Source organism: Polynucleobacter paludilacus (assembly GCF_018687595.1).
Classification (GTDB): Bacteria; Pseudomonadota; Gammaproteobacteria; order Burkholderiales; family Burkholderiaceae; genus Polynucleobacter; species Polynucleobacter paludilacus.
The window spans coordinates 489,298-505,969 of the sequence record NZ_CP061298.1 but is presented as its reverse complement, the minus strand read 5'-3'; the positions used below and the strand labels follow the sequence as shown (position 1 = coordinate 505,969).

Genomic DNA, 16,672 nt, shown 5'->3' with positions numbered 1-16,672 from the left:
GCTAGGCGAGCGCAGCGATTGCTGCGCGAATGGCTTTGGGCAACTCCGTAGCCAGTTTCTTGCGCTCGGCAATCACCGCTGGAGAAGCTTCTCTCAATCTTGCTGACCAGGCGGTATTCGGGAAAAAGGCATCGTCTTCATAACGGGGGATCACATGCCAATGCAGATGAGGCACTTGATTGCCCAAAGAGGCTAAATTCATTTTGAGGGGCTGCATCGTTTGACGAATGGCACGCTCGACTGCAAAGACAAGATTCATTAAGAGATCGCGCTCGCCATAAGTGAGCTCCGACATTTCACTGACATGACGATTCCAAATCACCCGACAAAAACCAGGCAAGTCAGGATCATGAATCAACACAACACGGCAGTCATCGCCACGCCAAATCAACTCACCCTCTTCAGGGCTTAAGGTATCTTTACAAAGTACGCAATTACTCATGAGGTGAATGTAAACGAAAACGGCATCTAAGTCACCCTGATGGGGCGAATTAGATGCCGGTATTACTGAGAAATTCCGCTTAGTGGAACTGCTCTTCTTCAGTAGAGCCTGTTAATGCCGTTACGGAAGACTTACCACCTTGAATCACGGTTGTGACGTCATCAAAGTATCCTGTGCCAACCTCTTGCTGATGCGATACGAAGGTGTAACCACGATCGCGAGCAGCAAATTCTGGCTCTTGAACTTTCTCAACATAAGCCGTCATACCGCGCTTCGAGTAGTCCTGGGCCAAGTCGAACATGTTGTACCACATGGAGTGAATACCAGCCAAAGTGATGAATTGATATTTGTAACCCATTGCACCTAATTCACGCTGGAACTTAGCAATCGTTGCATCATCCAAATTCTTCTTCCAGTTAAAGGAAGGTGAACAGTTGTATGCCAACATCTTGCCTGGGAATTTTGCCCGAATGGCTTCAGCAAATTTTCTAGCAAAGTCTAAATCGGGAGTACCTGTTTCGCACCAGACCATATCGGCGTAGGCAGCGTAAGCTAAGCCACGTGAGATAGCTTGATCAAGGCCTTTACGGGTTTTATAGAAACCCTCTGGAGTGCGCTCACCCGTGAGGAATGGTTTGTCATTCTCATCATAGTCAGAGGTTAATAAGTCAGCAGCTTCAGCATCGGTTCGCGCCAAGATGATCGTGGGAACACCCATGATATCTGCAGCTAAGCGAGCTGAGATCAGTTTTTGTACTGACTCGGCGGTAGGCAATAGAACCTTACCACCTAAGTGACCACATTTCTTTACAGAAGAAAGTTGATCTTCAAAGTGGACCCCAGCCGCACCCTGCTTGATCAAGGCTTTACTCAATTCGAACGCATTTAATACGCCACCGAAACCGGCTTCAGCATCAGCAACGATAGGAGCAAAGTAATCGATATGACCAGCATCACCAGGATTAACACCTTTTGCCCACTGAATTTCATCGGCGCGTTGGAAGGAATTATTAATCCGCTCAACCATCTTTGGTACTGAGTCAACTGGATACAAGGATTGATCTGGATACATCGCTGCATAAGAGTTACCGTCAGCAGCTACTTGCCAACCAGATAAGTAAATCGCCTGAATGCCTGCTTTCACTTGTTGCATGGCCTGGCCGCCTGTTAGCGCACCAAGACAATTCACATACGCTTCGTTATTCACCAGGTTCCACAACTTCTCAGCACCCGTTTTGGCCAAGGTGTGCTCAATCTTCAGAGAACCACGTAAACGAACCACATCCTCAGCGGTATAACCACGCTTGATGCCATTCCATCTTGGATTGGTATCCCAGTCTTTTTGAATTGCAGCAATATCAGCTTTGCGATCGGTCATGCTCTTCTCCCTAAGAAAAATGAAACTTCAATGATAGAGACCATCAGAACTGGTAATTCAAGTCTTATGTCTTATATAAGAGTTTAGGCATCTGCAGAAAACGTGCAAGACTTTTTAGATCAATTTTTAAAATTATTTAATTCAATATTTTCAATAACTTAGAATAAATATTCCACTTTGTGGAAGAATTTATCAGGGATTGAAATAACAACCAGCACTCATTGCTGCAGCGCATTTTATGGATGGAAATGTCATTTCATATTATGAAATAAAAACCCGGTAGTGCTTTTGAGCAAAACCGGGTTATGAATAGGCTCAGAGCTGCTGACTAATGTACTTGGAGGGTAAAACTAAACTCGCCCTGTTTATCAATATCCACAGGCACAACATCTTTTGGCCCAAACTTACCTTCGAGAATCATCTTCGATACGGGGTTCTCGATGTGCTGTTGAATAGCCCGCTTGAGTGGTCTGGCCCCAAACACTGGGTCAAAGCCGACTTCAGCAATCTTATCGAGTGCTGCATCGCTGACTTCAAGCTGCATATCCACTTTGGCCAAGCGATCTGACAAGTTCTTTAGCAAGATCTTGGCTATGTTGGCAATATTCTTCTTATCCAAACCATGGAAGACCACAATCTCATCAATCCGGTTTAAGAACTCGGGGCGGAAATGATTCTTTAGCTCACCAAACACGGCCTCTTTGACTTCAGACTGCTTCTTATCAACCATCGACTGAATGAGATGTGAGCCAATATTGCTGGTCATCACAATCACCGTATTCTTAAAGTCGACAGTACGTCCTTGACCATCTGTTAAGCGACCATCATCCAATACTTGTAACAGCACATTGAATACATCAGGATGGGCTTTTTCAATCTCATCAAACAAGATCACGCTATAAGGATGACGACGAACCTGCTCAGTTAAATAGCCGCCCTCTTCGTAACCCACATAACCTGGGGGCGCACCAATGAGGCGAGCCACACTGTGCTTCTCCATGAACTCACTCATATCGATCCGAATTAAATGCTCTTCGCTATCAAATAAGAATCCAGCCAAGGCTTTACACAACTCAGTCTTACCAACACCCGTAGGACCAAGGAATAGGAAAGAGCCATAGGGGCGATTCTCCTCAGCCAAGCCCGCACGAGAGCGACGGATTGCATCAGACACCGCCCGAATGGCCTCATCCTGTCCAACCACACGCTTATGCAGGAGCTCTTCCATCTTCAATAATTTGTCACGCTCACCTTGCATCATTTTGGATACCGGGATACCGGTGGCACGCGAGACTACTTCAGCAATTTCTTCGGCACCAACTTGAGTACGCAGAAGCTTATTCTTCACCACACCATCTTTACCGCCTTTGGCTTCTGCTGCTGCCGCCGACTTGAGCTTAGCCTCCAACTCGGGTAATTTTCCGTATTGCAACTCGGCGACCTTTTCTAGTTTGCCGTCACGCTGATACTTCACAATTTCTGCTTTAATTTTCTCAATCTCTTCTTTGACATTGGCAGTACCCAGGACAGCGCTCTTCTCAGCTTTCCAAATCTCATCTAGATCAGCATATTCCGCGCCCAAGCGCTGAATCTCTTCTTCAATGAGCGCTAGACGTTTTTGAGAGGCCTCATCTTTTTCTTTTTTAACCGCTTCACGCTCAATCTTCAGTTGAATCAGGCGACGATCTAATTTATCCATCACTTCAGGCTTGGAATCAATCTCCATCCGAATGCGTGAGCCTGCTTCATCGATCAAATCAATGGCTTTATCAGGCAAGAAGCGGTCCGTAATGTAACGATGCGATAACTCAGCTGCTGCCACGATAGCGGGATCAGTAATCTCAATTCCATGATGGAGTTCATAGCGCTCTTGCAAGCCACGCAAAATCGCAATGGTTGCCTCAACACTGGGCTCTTCGACCATCACTTTTTGGAAGCGGCGTTCTAGGGCAGGATCTTTTTCGATGTACTTGCGGTATTCATCTAAAGTCGTCGCACCAATACAATGCAACTCGCCGCGCGCTAGGGCAGGCTTGAGCATATTGCCGGCATCCATGGCACCGTCACCCTTACCAGCGCCCACCATCGTATGGATTTCATCAATAAAGATGATGGTTCGACCTTCGTCTTTGGCAACATCGCTCAATACGGCCTTGAGCCGCTCCTCAAACTCGCCACGATATTTAGCGCCCGCCAAGAGCAAAGCCATATCCAAGACCAGTACACGTTTGTCTTTGAGTGTCTCTGGCACTTCACCATTTACAATCCGCTGCGCCAAGCCTTCAACAATTGCAGTTTTGCCAACACCAGGTTCGCCAATGAGCACGGGGTTATTCTTGCCACGCCGTTGCAGAATCTGGATCGTGCGACGAATCTCGTCATCCCGTCCAATGACAGGGTCCAGCTTACCTAAACGCGCACGCTCAGTTAAGTCAACAGTATATTTTTTTAAGGCCTCGCGCTGACCTTCAGCATCTGCACTATTCACTGACTCTCCTCCGCGCACTAATTCAATAGCCGCCTCTAATGATTTCCGATTTAAGCCATTCTCACGTGCGACTTTGCCGAGTTCGCCCTTGTCATCCGCAACCACTAATAGAAAAAGTTCGCCAGCAATGAATTGATCACCGCGTTTGGTCGCTTCTTTCTCGGTCAGATTGAGCATATTGCTTAAATCACGCCCAACTTGAACTTCTCCGCTAGTCCCCTGAACCTCTGGCAAATTACTAATGAGTTTATCTAGCCCCTTTTCTAAACCAGGGACATTCACTCCTGCACGACTTAATAGGCTCTTGGCGCCGCCATCAGAGTCACGCAACATGGCTAACAAAAGGTGGGCTGGTTCGATGTATTGATTGTCTTTAGCTAAAGCTAAACTTTGGGCCTCACTTAAGGCTTCTTGAAATTTAGTGGTTAGTTTCTCTATTCTCATTGATTGCTCTCTATTTAAAACTCAGCTTAAATCTGAAAATGGTGATGAGTTCGCTAGAACTCTTTTCTATCTATAGAATATAAGGACTATATGACATATTTCAAGGTCTTCAAGACCACCTAAACCCTGATATTTACTACTCAATGTCCTGGCTAGTCTACCTTTTAGAGTGTGCTGATGGCTCCTACTATGCTGGCATTACCAACCGTTTAGATCATCGCTTAGAGACTCATAATTCAGGGGATGGCGCTCGCTACACGAGATCTCGTAGACCAGTCATCCTTTTGGCAACCCAAGCGCACCCCGATCGATCTGAGGCGTCTAAAGCTGAGGCCAAACTGAAGCGCCTACCAAGAGCGCAAAAACTGGCTTTTTTTGAATAAGGTTCAGTTGAGCTGAAAAGCCCACTGAAATTATTTGGCCTGATAGTCCAGCGCCACTGCTTCAGCAACCTTAATGCCATCAATCCCTGCTGACATAATTCCGCCTGCATAACCTGCGCCCTCCCCCGCTGGATAAAGGCCTTTGATATTCATACTTTGATAGTTTGCACCACGGGTAATTCTTAAGGGTGAAGAAGTACGGGTTTCGACTCCCGTCAGGACGGCGTCTTTTAATGAGAAACCAGGGATCTGTTTTTCAAAGGCAGGAATCGCTTCCCGAATTGCTTCAATACAGTAATCAGGCAAACTACTGGCAAGATCAGTGAGATGAACGCCTGGCTTATAAGATGGCAGCACACTAGCAAATTCAGTTGAGGCTTTGCCTGCCAAGAAGTCGCCAACGAGCTGTCCAGGAGCCTCATAAGTCGACCCACCTAGCTCATAGGCTTTTGACTCCAGGGCACGCTGAAACTCGATGCCAGCCATTGGCCCACCAGGATAGTCATCGGGCGTAATACCCACCACGATACCTGCGTTGGCATTGCGCTCATTACGCGAGTATTGACTCATGCCGTTGGTGACGACGCGATTAGGTTCTGAAGTGGCTGCTACGACTGTGCCTCCAGGGCACATGCAGAAACTATAGACTGAGCGGCCATTTTTAGCGTGATGCACTAATTTATAGTCTGCAGCACCAATTAAGGGGTTGCCTGCATGAGGACCTAGACGCGCTTTATCAATTAAGGATTGGGGATGCTCAATGCGAAAGCCCACCGAAAAAGGCTTGGCCTCCATATAGACGCCGGCATCATGCAGAGCCTGAAAGGTATCGCGCGCACTATGCCCTAAGGCCAGCACCACATGTGAAGCCGGCAAATCGGGCTGCCCTTCAATCTTGACTGCCTGAATTTGATCATGAGCAATTTCAAAACCGTTGACCTTTTGTCCGAATCGTATCTCTCCGCCGAGCGCAATGATCTCCTGACGCATTTTTTCAACTACACCGACCAAACGGAAGGTGCCGATATGCGGTTTGGCAACATACAGAATTTCTGCGGGAGCGCCTGCCTTCACAAACTCATCGAGTACTTTGCGTCCATAAAACTTGGGATCTTTTACTTGAGTCCATAATTTTCCGTCTGAGAAAGTACCCGCACCCCCTTCGCCAAATTGCACATTGGACTCAGGATTGAGGATCTTCTTGCGCCATAAGCCCCAAGTATCTTGAGTGCGCTCTCGAACAGGCTTGCCGCGCTCCAAAACGATTGGCTTGAATCCCATTTGTGCCAGGACGAGCGCTGCAAAGATTCCGCAGGGTCCAAAGCCAATCACAACGGGTCGGTCTGCTGGTCTTGCTTGGGCTGCATTGCTCACAAAGTGATAACTCGTATCTGGTGAGACTCTCACGTGCTGATCACCTGAGAACTTCTGCAAAACTGTGTCTTCATCCTTGACTGAAATATCAACGGTGTAGATCAATGACAAGGCCACGTTTTTACGAGCGTCATAACTCCGCTTAAATACCAAGAAATTGACCAAGTCTTTTGACTCCAAATGAAGCCGCTTGATGATTGCTAGCTCAAGGGCTTCTGGAGTATGGTCAATCGGTAAACGCAGTTCAGTCAGGCGAATCATGGAGCTAGGATACACATTCATTGGTGAGGATTTGACCCAATCATAGTGGACACGGCACTTCAAGGCGATAATACGGCATGGCTCTTCGCGCAACTATTCACAAAGCTGACCTTCACGTCTCCGATTCTGACCGCCACTACTATGGCAGTCACTCCCTCACGATTGCTAAACATCCTTCAGAGACTGAGGAACGGATGATGGTTCGCATTTTGGCCTTTGCACTGCAAGCCCAAGAGAATCTGACTTTTACTAAGGGCCTGAGCGATACCGATGAACCTGATCTCTGGGTCAAGGACTTAACCGATGCCATCCAACTTTGGATCGAAATCGGACAACCCGATGAGCGGCGCATTTTGAAGGCATGTGGCCGATCAGATCAGGTGATCGTGTATTGCTATGGCGGCCATACCAGCAAAATCTGGTGGGACGGTATCAGCAACAAGCTGACTCGAGCCAAAAATTTAGCAGTGATATCCATTCCGGCTGAGCAAGCCAAGCAACTCAATGACATCGTCGAACGCAGCATGGTTCTGCACATCAATATTCAAGATGGTGAAGTCTATATCTCCTCAGAGCAAGGGCAAGTGACGATTACTCCAGAGGTATGGCGTTCTGCGCAATGAGCAAATCCGTCATTTTTGATACCAACGTTTTGCTAGACCTCTTTGTTTTTAATGATGTGAAGGCACTTCATCTCAAAGCAGCTCTATTGGATAAAAAGGTGACTAGCTACGCTAACCAGCAAACCTTAGATGAGTTTGCAGATGTGATTGCCAGACCGCTATTTGCATTAGATGCAGCAACCCAATCATCCATCCTGACTCAATGGCAAGGCATTGCCCTCATGATGAATGATTCGCAGATCCAAAAAGCGCCCTGGCTGTGCCAAGACCCTGATGATCAGGTGTTTTTAGATCTCGCCTATAGCCTAAGACCATGCATTTTATTGAGCAAGGATCTTGAGTTACTCAAAATTGCCCCTCGGGCAGCCAAAGAGGATATATTAATTACTAGCGATTACACAGCCTGGAATTAAGCTCTTGATGAATACCAACTCTTGTTTCTCACCGGATGACGGACTATTTAAGCCTGGTGATTTCTTAAAGCACCTCAAGTCTGGCGGTTTTTATCGGGTAGTGATGCTAGCCAATATAGAAGCCACACTCCAACCTGCCTATGTTTATGAGTCCTTGCGTAATCAGAGCTTTTGGATTCGACCTCAAGCAGAAATGGAAGATGGACGGTTTGTCGTGATTTCTGAGAAGGAAATGAAATGAGCGAAGAGCGGATTACTAATCTTGAAATCAAGCTGAGTTTTGCCGAGGATCTCATTGAGAAACTCAATCATCGGGTTTATGAGCAACAGCAACAAATTGAGTTTTTATACCGTGAACTGAAATCACTCAAAGAACAGGGTAGCTCAAATAACCCCCCCGGCAGCAATCTTCGCGATGAAATCCCGCCCCACTACTAATCAACTAGTACTATAGTTATCAATATTAATCACAGGGGGTCATCATGAATCTAATGCCATTTTTAATCCAGTGGGGCTTAACCTCTCTTTCACTATGGGTTGCTAGTTATATTTTTTCTGGACTTCGTTTTGCTGATGGTGGGTCCCTGCTGATTGCTGCGCTCTTATTGGGTTTTGCGAATGCGATTGTGAAACCCCTATTGATCCTCTTTACGCTGCCACTCACGGTGTTAACGATGGGTCTCTTTTTGCTTGTGATCAATGCCCTAGTATTGATGTTGGTGTCCTCTATTGTTAGTGGGTTCACCATCTCCAGCTTCTGGACAGCTTTCTTCGCCAGTATCTTTATTTCGCTCTTTAGCTTGTTTGTTAGCGGAATGATTCTCTAAGCGGGCTTCCCGCTAAGCTTGCTATTGAGTCATTTCGTCCCAAGGATGAAAAGCGGTTTTGCAAGGATCGGTCTTGTTGGTGATTGATTTAGCATTCTCCGCCAAGATCGAGACCCCGCCCGTTAAGAAGCCTAGGCCCACTAATGCAGCACTATTCAAGACGCCTGTCTTGTTCACCCCTAAACCTGGGTGCTCTAGCGTTCCTTGAATTTTGACCATTCCTCCCAAGTTCACGCCGGTAGTCAAGCCTGATTTTTCCTTAGGATGAATGTCGAGATTAATCACTTCATTGTTGAGATTTAATGTACCAGCGAGGATGATATCCAAGCGATCAGTCCTAAAGCCAATCGAGTCCGCAATATTCACTAGCCCATTCTGCACCGGCAGATAGGCTACTGCGCATTCCAAAACGCTCTGGTCAAACTGCTTACGCATGGGATTGACTGCATCTAGCAGGCTAACAAAAAAATCCCCGCCTGCATTCAGGAAATTCTTCGCAATATGGGCTGGTCCAATCGTGATTTGTGCGCGCCCAGTTGCACGACCGGCAATCTGATGCAAACTGTTTCCAGAACTCAGAATATTGATAGCAAAGCGGGTATCACCACCACTGACCTTAGAGTTAGGATTGCCCGCCGAAATCAATTGCTCCAGGGTAAAACCACTTCCCTCTCCCTGAATACGAAGCTGTGGATTATTTGAATGGATTTGAGCAAGATGAATCGCAGTTTTGGCATGGCCACCCCCCCAATCAAAATGCAAATCAGATAAATCGATTTGCTCACCCTTTAAAACGACTTTACCCTTTACATTCTGCAAACTGGCAAGACTAGGAAGCCCCAGTTTAGCAATATCAATCTGAATGCTGCCTTGAGCTGAAGGCAGCTGACTAAAAGGTAAAGGGGTATCGCTGAAGAAATAGGTAGACTTTGTTTTTGGATTTGAACTCACTTGCCCGGCTGGAGCCGCCCCTTTAGCCGCTAAAGCAGCACCACCAGCCAGCGGTGCTAAATCAAAGACTTTGGATTTCAGATTCAGATCCCACTGCGCTTCATGACCCGGTTGCTTCTCGATATTGCCTGCCAAATCGAGAGACTTACCGTCTAAGGTAATTTCAAAATCGGTTTCAATCTTGAGTGGCGCGATATTCCACTGACTAGTAATCTCCCTGAGTGAGGTCACTTTTCCTTGCAAGCCGAATTGCAATGCGCCATCGCTTGCCTCTAACTTGATAGCCGTTTTACCACCATCTTTATCGGCAGAAAAATCTTTAATCGAATACTGACTTTTCGATCCTCTACTGTTTTGATAATGGATGATCCCATCGATCAAACTGAAATGGGCGATCGTGGTGAAAACCCCAGCACCCGCTGCCGCTGAATCAGAAGCATTCGAGGCAGAAGGAGTTTGTCCTTTTTCTGCGGGCACAGACAAATCCCAATTCTCACGACCCCGAGAGTCTGACTGCAAAAATAGCTCGACACCGCTGAGATGAACCCGATTAATCTCAAGCTGCCTTCTCAAAAGTGGCAGGAGTTTGACGTTCAGTTCGATTTTTTGAACCTTGAGCATGTCTGCTTCGCTAGCCCATGGCGCATTACTGAATGAGACGTCCTGAGCCACTACACCGATATTGGGGAAAAAATGGAGTTCAATGGGCCCTGCAATACGAAGATTTCTGCCCGTCTCATCCTTAACGGCCGAAGCCACCAGACTAGTCAGTTGAGCGGGATTAATTGAGTGGGCCAGATAATAAGCGCCAGCACCTGCCAGGCTAATCAGTAGGCCTAAGGCAATCAGCCCAAATTGGATTTTTTTCATCATCAGAATCAGTGTATCAAAGCCATAAAACTGTCAAATATTCTTGCTCAAATGCTATTGGCAATGCCACAGCAACTGAGATCCAGTTGAACTTTAAATTGCAGTAATATCAAATGCTGTAAGAAACACATTAACCACCAAAATAAGGGTAATTCATCATGGCTACAAAGAAAGCTCTCAAGAAAAAACCGGTAGCTAAGAAAGTGGTTAAAAAATCCGCTGCTCCAAAAAAGGCTGTTGCCAAGAAAAAGCTGGTGGCTAAAAAGGTAGTGAAGCAGCCAGTTAAAAAACCAGCAGCCAAGAAAAAAGTAGTGGCTAAAAAAGTCAGCAAAGCTCCTGCTAAAAAGCCCGCAGCCAAAAAGAAAGTGGCGAAGAAATCTGCCCCCAAGAAATCCTCTGTCAAAGCCCCTAAAGTTGATCAATACGGTCTAGAGCAAGACGATGAGTTTTACGGTCTGTATTTTGCAAAGTCAACCGATGAGGGTTTAGTTGAAGTCAAGCCTTGCACTTTCTCTCTGATGTACTGGTGGAAGGGTTTGTTAGGCTACCCTGACATGATCGAAATCTCCAGCGATAGCAATACTGCGATGTTGCAGTTTGAATCGACTTTTGGTGGTGGTGACTCAGGAGAGACTGAGCTTACTGAACAAGACGCTTTGGATATCGACCACATTATTGAAGTTGATGAAGAAGAGATGCTGGTATCGCTCTACTCCTATGTACCAATTCCAGTACCAGATAATCTCATTAATGCAGTAGGAATTGCTCTGCTCAACATTAATCCAGAGACCCGTTACGGCAGTATCGAAATCTGCTCTACACTGAATGAAAATGATGAAAACGAGCACTTCTTGAGATACCGTGCTGCTACGTATTTACGTGGCATCAAGTCTGGCAAGGTTGAGGCTATCGAAAATATGGTCACCAATGGCTCAGCCTTCTTTGGTCTTGCCCTTGACGCGATGTGCGTCGATAAATCAGTAAAGAAGTGGTTGCTTAGCTAAGCAAGTAGCGCAACCAGCGGCCTATCGACAGCTGTAAAGATAGGTTGTTGGGTAATTACTGTTTACGGTTTTACGCTGTTCAAGGATGGAGACGAATCGTTTTCCATCCTTTTTACATTCCTCTAGGGCAGCTGCCTGTGCCTCGGATTCTTTGGCATCTTTGGGAGCATGAACCCCAATCGTACCGTCTGATTGTCGATAGACCCCAAATTCGCTTGCTGGGGTGCCACAGGCCCCCAAAGCAAATAAAAGGCTACTCAACAGGGTAAGACGAATGATTCGGCAGTTATTCATAGAGCTCTTTATTAGCGCGTTCACTGACGTCTAATATACTCTAGAGCATTGGATTGATAGAGCCCCGCCGCATACTGCCGGCAATTACAAGGAATTTAAATATGAAACGATTTGCCCTCTGCTTGGTACTCATTGGAGGACTTTGTGCCTGCTCTCATAATAATGATCCTCAGATTAAAGCGGATGAAGCGCAAGCCGTTTATCTTGCCACTAACTTAGTCAACAATGGCAACTCCAATACTCAAAGCTATGTTGGCCCCACCATTAATACGATGGATGCTAATAATACTGACCAAACTTTTGGTCTGCAGGCTCAAAAGACTGCTCAAGGCACTAAGAACTATCAACTCATGGTGCTATTGATCTACCCCAATAACTGGCGCTTATACGACTCGGCTAGTTTAGTGAATCAAGACAAGGTGACATTTAATGTTGTTTCCAGAGAAGCGGGAGCCTGTTTCAATGGTCGCTGTCTCATGCGAGAAATGATGGCTATCAGCCTTACAGAAGACTTCTTAATTCAGCATGCGAAGACCGGTTTCCAAGTCAATATTCATGCGCAGCGTGGCGGCGAGAGCGTACTCTTTGTGCCCTCACCTTACATCATTGGCTTTATGGATGCAGCCGATCATCAGTTTCAGCAAGGTACTCAGTAGCCCATCAGAGAGCGGCCTGTCCGCTCTCTCCCGTACGGATGCGAACCACCTCATTGAGTGGCGTAACAAAAACCTTACCGTCTCCAATCTTGCCGGTATATGCCGCACGAGAAATGAGATTAAGCGCTTCTTCTAATTTCGAATCCACGACAGCAACCTCGATTTTGAGTTTCAAAATAAAGTCAATCACATACTCTGCGCCACGATAGAGTTCGGTGTGCCCCTTTTGACGACCAAAGCCACGCACATCATAAGTTGTCATGCCTTCAACCCCAATATGAGCAAGGCCTTCCTGAACCTCATCTAACTTGAAGGGTTTAATAATTGCAGTAATGAGTTTCATGACATAGGAAGATGAATGGTGGAGTAAACACCATTCAATCATTGTGACGATTTTGTGTCAATCAAATAATTGCCCTGATTTTGTGCATCAGAATGTACTCGGATAGATTTGAAAATAATAGATTCATTAAGAACCCATCTTGGTGCATGACTTAACTAAAATTGTGCACAGTACTCTATTGTTCTAATTATTAGAACTTAATATAAGTCATGCGCATTGAAATCACCAAGAACTTAATCCTACGCATTCAGGGAAAGCCGACTACTGAGGCTTTAGATACGATCTTTCCCCCAGGCGAATACCCTGCGGTGCTTACTCCTGAGGGAATGATTGAGATTATTAAAACTTCAAGCATCAAAGCGCTTTTTTCTTTCTCGCAGTTTCGAGAAAAGACTTCCTTAGGGGAAATTGTGGTGCTCGAGAACTAAATCATAAGCAATTAACTCTTGATTTTGGTGATCTCATTTTTGTCGCCAACCAGAACAATCTTAGGCACATGTTGCGCAACTTCAGAGTCATCAATGGCGCCATAAGTACAAATAATCAGATGATCACCAACATGCGCTCTACGTGCAGCAGCCCCATTCAATGAAATGATTCCAGATCCTGCAGCCGCTTTGATAATGTAGGTAGAGAAACGCTCGCCATTATTGATGTTGTAGAGTTCAATTTTTTCAAACTCGTGCATATCCGCTGCCTTCAGCAAAGATTCATCAATACCACAAGAACCTTCGTAATGAAGATCAGCTTCGGTAACAACAGCACGATGAATTTTGGACAACAACATAATGCGCTTCATAACTATTCCTCAGAAATCACTTGGGTAGATCCAGAATCTCACCTAGACACTGAGTTTAGACGATTTTGATGGGGGTTTTATTGGAAAGCGTAGGCTGCAGTGACCCAGCCACGTGGCTGAGTTGTCGTACCGTCGGTATTCACCGCTTGTCCAGTAGAGCTATACAAGGGATTGATGCCTACCTTCCAGGCCACCATGGCGCCCAGGTTCCAGCCAACATAATCCCATTTCACCCCAAACCCTGCCCCCATGAGCGAGTAAGTATTATTGGCATTGGTTTCGCCTTGCCAGCTCGGATAGAGGGCCTTGTATTGCTGAACAACACCAGCATCAAAAAAACCATACACCATCAATTTTGTTTCTAGCTTTTGTCTAAGTTCTAATGAAAATAACCCGCCTTGAGCACCTCCCGATTGAGATAGAGGATAGGCACGCACGCCATAAGGCCCGCCGAGATAGATCTGCTCAGCAGAGTTGAGGTTTACGGAAGCAAGTTGACCCGAGAGCGATGTGTATAGTGATGTGATGTCATCACCAAAGAGCTGTTGATTACGTAAAGCAGAGAATGTTGCTTTAGCAAAATTAGATGGTGTAATCGGCGCATAAGCAGTCGGAGAAGAATTCGGAACATCGTAGGCGCCATAACTTACTGGGCTAGTGGCTAGCATTTGTAAGTGCCCCAAAATCAATGTCACAGTGCCAGCGCTTACTGCTGGCGATCCAAAAAAGTTATCAGCCAAGTTGCCAGATAATCCAGCCGAAAGGTTATTGATGTTGTAAGCGCTAGTAACCGTATCCGTCAAAAAGTTAATGTTGTTATAACTTTTAATATCGTAATTGAGGCTGGCGTTGAGATTGGCGCCTGCGCTACGCAGAACGGGATAGGCAGCACTTAAGCCCGTTGTCCATGCAGTACCCTTCCCTCCGTTATCGGTATAGTTGCTCACATCGATGTATTGCAAGTAAGTCCCGGATATACCAAAACGTAAGCCATTTTCATCTACCGGCAGAGAGATTAATCCCTGCAGATATTGCGAGCCCTGTGAAGAAATCGTATTAAGTGAAGCGAAGTCGCCAATACCCAGTGGTCCATTGAGATTCAATGAAACAACTGCCTGATTTGCTCCAGTAGTACGGCTGCCATAATTATTCACCTCAACTCGCCCTTGCAAGAGCTCAGGCTGAGTGAGTTGGACGTTGACATCAACATCCCCTTTATTTACCCCTCTTTGTAACTGCACATTAGCAGCAACGCCAGGGGTCTCATTCAAAATAATGATCGCTCTTTGGAGTGACTCCATATTTAGCGGCTCATTGATGGGATTGGCATAAGTGATATAGCTTGCCGCACGCTCTTTGCTAAAGCGGGTTTCTCCTTTGGGAGTTTCTACGGTCACCTTCCCTAACTTTGCCTCGGTGATCAAAATCTTCACAACGCCGTCTTGCACTTTTTGCGGTGGAACTACTGCTTGAACGGTCAAACCTTTACTGCGATAGAGATTTTGAATCGCATCGCATGCTCGTCTTAAGTCTTCAAAGCTGACTGGAATGTTGAGCCATGGTTGAAGCACAGCCTGCACTTCTGCTTCTGGTAGAGAATGAATTCCCTCTAAAACAAAACGGGTCGGTGTAAAGCGAACCTCACTCCCAGTAGGGGCGCTTGGCTGCGCTGGCTTGCTTGTTTCAATCTGGGGCAATGCTAGCGGGCTGGTGGACGGTAACTGCCTCTCAAGCCCTTGCTGTAGGGCGCCTGCATCGACTTGAGCCAAAACATGCTGTGTCACCGTTATCAAATAGGCTGTTAAGACTACACTTTGAAGCAAGCTCTTCAACGAGCACATCATACGAACCTGAAAAATACTCATTACTTATCGAGAGATTCCACGCTAGAGATAGCCGTACCCAAACGATCTGTTACCGATGTCGTTGCAGTAGAGGGGCCTGTTGTTACTACAACGTCATGCACGGAGGCTGTCACAGGTAGATCGCCGTGAGACGCTGGAACTTCTTCGGACTCCTCTTGATCATCCTCTGGCCTTCTAAACCATTTGAACACCACCAAGAGAATAGATCCTAAGCTCATGATCAAACCAATCGTGGCTTTAATGCGATCAAGCAAAGCATTGGTAATAAACGGCTGCTTTTCTTCTATGTAGGCTTCGGTTCCAGATGAGAGCTGAAATCCCGACGAGGTCAAGAAACGATCCTCAGGAATCGGAATTCCAAACCGCGCTGCCGTAAAGGGGCTGTAAAGGACTTTTAAGAATTTCACGATGGCTCTGGGGTCGACATTTTTTCCCGCGAGGATATTTAAGTTGACCCCAACCACTTGAATATCAGTTGAGGGTACAGGCGGAACAATCCGATACATGTAAGCCAAAATTTTGCTGTCCGCCACCCAGCCCAAGCGTGTGGCTAAAGATGGGGGAAATGGCATTTCCAATAAGCGATAGTCCCGCTTTTGCACCAAGAAATCGACGACTGGTGATGGAGCGTATGCCACCTGAACAATCACGTCAGGCAGTAAATCAGGCTTCATGCTTAAGAGCTCTTCATCACTGAAGTCAGTCTCGGTGAAATCCACATCGGGGACAAATCCTGAGAAATGCAAAATCTGATTAGAGATAACACTCACACCCTCATGCTTTTTACCAAGGTTGATAGTCTTACCCTTGAGGTCAGCAATTTGTTTGATGTTGGGTTTAACCAAGAACTGCACCAGTTCGGGCTCGATAGAGGCCACATAGCGCACGTTGGGGTAATTCGATACATCAATACCAGATTGCACAAAAGCCAAATCTAAGCTGCCATTGTCAAGCGCCTGCAGAGCCTCATAAGATCCGGGAGTAGGTGCTACTTTCAGAGATAAGCGTTGCTGGGAAGCCTCTTCTTCCAAGATTTTGGCAAGGAAGTGACTCTTAGTTAACATACCGCCGCCGCTGACTGTCATCTTATAGTGACGAGGATAGAGCTCATAAGCAAACTTGCCAGCAACCCCTACCAAACACGCAATCGCGATTAAGGCCAAGCCCTTACGAATATGATGTTTGCTTCTAAGCCATTCAAGACCATCATGTACGTAGTCTTCAAAGTCTTTCTCGATGATTTCCTTAGCCATAGAT

General features: G+C 46.2%; 19 protein-coding genes. 9 read left to right on the top strand and 10 right to left on the bottom strand.

What is annotated here, in order from left to right; translation table 11 throughout:
* Position 1 precedes the first annotated feature (1 nt).
* The 3 genes from AOC06_RS02775 to clpB all read right to left on the bottom strand — a co-directional run bounded on the left by AOC06_RS02775 (position 2) and on the right by clpB (position 4,752).
* Positions 2-442 (bottom strand): HIT family protein, encoded by a 441-nt coding sequence (locus AOC06_RS02775; RefSeq protein WP_215381049.1) that lies wholly within the window; start codon positions 440-442, stop codon positions 2-4.
* 79 nt (positions 443-521) lie between these two features.
* Positions 522-1,820, bottom strand: coding sequence for an isocitrate lyase (gene aceA / locus AOC06_RS02770; protein WP_215381047.1), 1,299 nt, complete (start codon positions 1,818-1,820; stop codon positions 522-524).
* Between the two features lie 328 nt (positions 1,821-2,148).
* The gene (gene clpB, locus AOC06_RS02765; RefSeq protein WP_215381045.1) at positions 2,149-4,752 is read right to left on the bottom strand and encodes an ATP-dependent chaperone ClpB; all 2,604 of its coding nucleotides are present in this window, start codon (positions 4,750-4,752) and stop codon (positions 2,149-2,151) included.
* 143 nt (positions 4,753-4,895) lie between these two features.
* Between clpB and AOC06_RS02760 the strand changes: the two genes are divergently transcribed.
* Positions 4,896-5,135, top strand: a complete 240-nt coding sequence (locus AOC06_RS02760) for a GIY-YIG nuclease family protein (protein WP_215381044.1) — start codon at positions 4,896-4,898, stop codon at positions 5,133-5,135.
* A gap of 30 nt (positions 5,136-5,165) precedes the next feature.
* Here AOC06_RS02760 and AOC06_RS02755 read toward each other — a convergent pair whose 3' ends face one another.
* On the bottom strand, positions 5,166-6,770 hold the full coding sequence (locus tag AOC06_RS02755) for an NAD(P)/FAD-dependent oxidoreductase (protein ID WP_215381725.1): 1,605 nt from the start codon (positions 6,768-6,770) through the stop codon (positions 5,166-5,168).
* Positions 6,771-6,847: 77 nt separating this feature from the next.
* Here AOC06_RS02755 and AOC06_RS02750 point away from each other — a divergent pair, with 77 nt between their 5' ends.
* The 5 genes from AOC06_RS02750 to AOC06_RS02730 are packed head-to-tail and all read left to right on the top strand — an operon-like array spanning position 6,848 to position 8,633.
* Positions 6,848-7,393 (top strand): YaeQ family protein, encoded by a 546-nt coding sequence (locus AOC06_RS02750; protein WP_215335382.1) that lies wholly within the window; start codon positions 6,848-6,850, stop codon positions 7,391-7,393.
* Complete coding sequence (locus AOC06_RS02745) at positions 7,390-7,806, top strand: putative toxin-antitoxin system toxin component, PIN family (RefSeq protein WP_215381042.1); 417 nt, start codon at positions 7,390-7,392, stop codon at positions 7,804-7,806. Before AOC06_RS02750 ends, AOC06_RS02745 begins: the two co-directional genes overlap by 4 nt.
* Before the next feature lie 7 nt (positions 7,807-7,813).
* Positions 7,814-8,047 carry a hypothetical protein gene (locus AOC06_RS02740; RefSeq protein WP_215335380.1) on the top strand — a complete coding sequence of 78 codons (234 nt, stop codon included), beginning with the start codon at positions 7,814-7,816 and terminating at the stop codon, positions 8,045-8,047.
* Positions 8,044-8,244 (top strand): SlyX family protein, encoded by a 201-nt coding sequence (locus AOC06_RS02735; RefSeq protein ID WP_215381040.1) that lies wholly within the window; start codon positions 8,044-8,046, stop codon positions 8,242-8,244. Before AOC06_RS02740 ends, AOC06_RS02735 begins: the two co-directional genes overlap by 4 nt.
* Positions 8,245-8,288: 44 nt before the next feature.
* A complete protein-coding gene (locus tag AOC06_RS02730; protein ID WP_215335378.1) occupies positions 8,289-8,633 on the top strand; it encodes a phage holin family protein in 345 nt (114 codons plus the stop codon).
* 21 nt (positions 8,634-8,654) lie between these two features.
* On the opposite strand, the gene AOC06_RS02725 is transcribed toward AOC06_RS02730, so the two are convergent.
* Complete coding sequence (locus AOC06_RS02725) at positions 8,655-10,457, bottom strand: AsmA family protein (protein ID WP_215381038.1); 1,803 nt, start codon at positions 10,455-10,457, stop codon at positions 8,655-8,657.
* A 155-nt stretch (positions 10,458-10,612) separates the two neighbouring features.
* On the opposite strand from AOC06_RS02725, the gene AOC06_RS02720 reads away from it, so the two are divergent.
* Complete coding sequence (locus tag AOC06_RS02720; RefSeq protein WP_215381035.1) at positions 10,613-11,458, top strand: hypothetical protein; 846 nt, start codon at positions 10,613-10,615, stop codon at positions 11,456-11,458.
* A gap of 21 nt (positions 11,459-11,479) precedes the next feature.
* On the opposite strand, the gene AOC06_RS02715 is transcribed toward AOC06_RS02720, so the two are convergent.
* The gene (locus tag AOC06_RS02715; RefSeq protein WP_255880012.1) at positions 11,480-11,752 is read right to left on the bottom strand and encodes a hypothetical protein; all 273 of its coding nucleotides are present in this window, start codon (positions 11,750-11,752) and stop codon (positions 11,480-11,482) included.
* A 101-nt stretch (positions 11,753-11,853) separates the two neighbouring features.
* On the opposite strand from AOC06_RS02715, the gene AOC06_RS02710 reads away from it, so the two are divergent.
* On the top strand, positions 11,854-12,408 hold the full coding sequence (locus AOC06_RS02710; RefSeq protein WP_215381033.1) for a hypothetical protein: 555 nt from the start codon (positions 11,854-11,856) through the stop codon (positions 12,406-12,408).
* 4 nt (positions 12,409-12,412) lie between these two features.
* On the opposite strand, the gene AOC06_RS02705 is transcribed toward AOC06_RS02710, so the two are convergent.
* Positions 12,413-12,751, bottom strand: coding sequence for a P-II family nitrogen regulator (locus AOC06_RS02705; RefSeq protein WP_215381031.1), 339 nt, complete (start codon positions 12,749-12,751; stop codon positions 12,413-12,415).
* Between the two features lie 209 nt (positions 12,752-12,960).
* On the opposite strand from AOC06_RS02705, the gene AOC06_RS02700 reads away from it, so the two are divergent.
* A complete protein-coding gene (locus tag AOC06_RS02700; RefSeq protein ID WP_112294813.1) occupies positions 12,961-13,179 on the top strand; it encodes a hypothetical protein in 219 nt (72 codons plus the stop codon).
* 11 nt (positions 13,180-13,190) lie between these two features.
* Here AOC06_RS02700 and panD read toward each other — a convergent pair whose 3' ends face one another.
* From panD to AOC06_RS02685, 3 genes are all read right to left on the bottom strand, one after another.
* Complete coding sequence (gene panD, locus AOC06_RS02695) at positions 13,191-13,550, bottom strand: aspartate 1-decarboxylase (protein ID WP_215381030.1); 360 nt, start codon at positions 13,548-13,550, stop codon at positions 13,191-13,193.
* A 77-nt stretch (positions 13,551-13,627) separates the two neighbouring features.
* On the bottom strand, positions 13,628-15,415 hold the full coding sequence (locus tag AOC06_RS02690) for a ShlB/FhaC/HecB family hemolysin secretion/activation protein (protein WP_215381028.1): 1,788 nt from the start codon (positions 15,413-15,415) through the stop codon (positions 13,628-13,630).
* A complete protein-coding gene (locus AOC06_RS02685; RefSeq protein ID WP_215381026.1) occupies positions 15,415-16,668 on the bottom strand; it encodes a TAXI family TRAP transporter solute-binding subunit in 1,254 nt (417 codons plus the stop codon). The genes AOC06_RS02690 and AOC06_RS02685 overlap by 1 nt, the downstream gene beginning before the upstream one ends.
* Between the last annotated feature and the right edge of the window lie 4 nt (positions 16,669-16,672).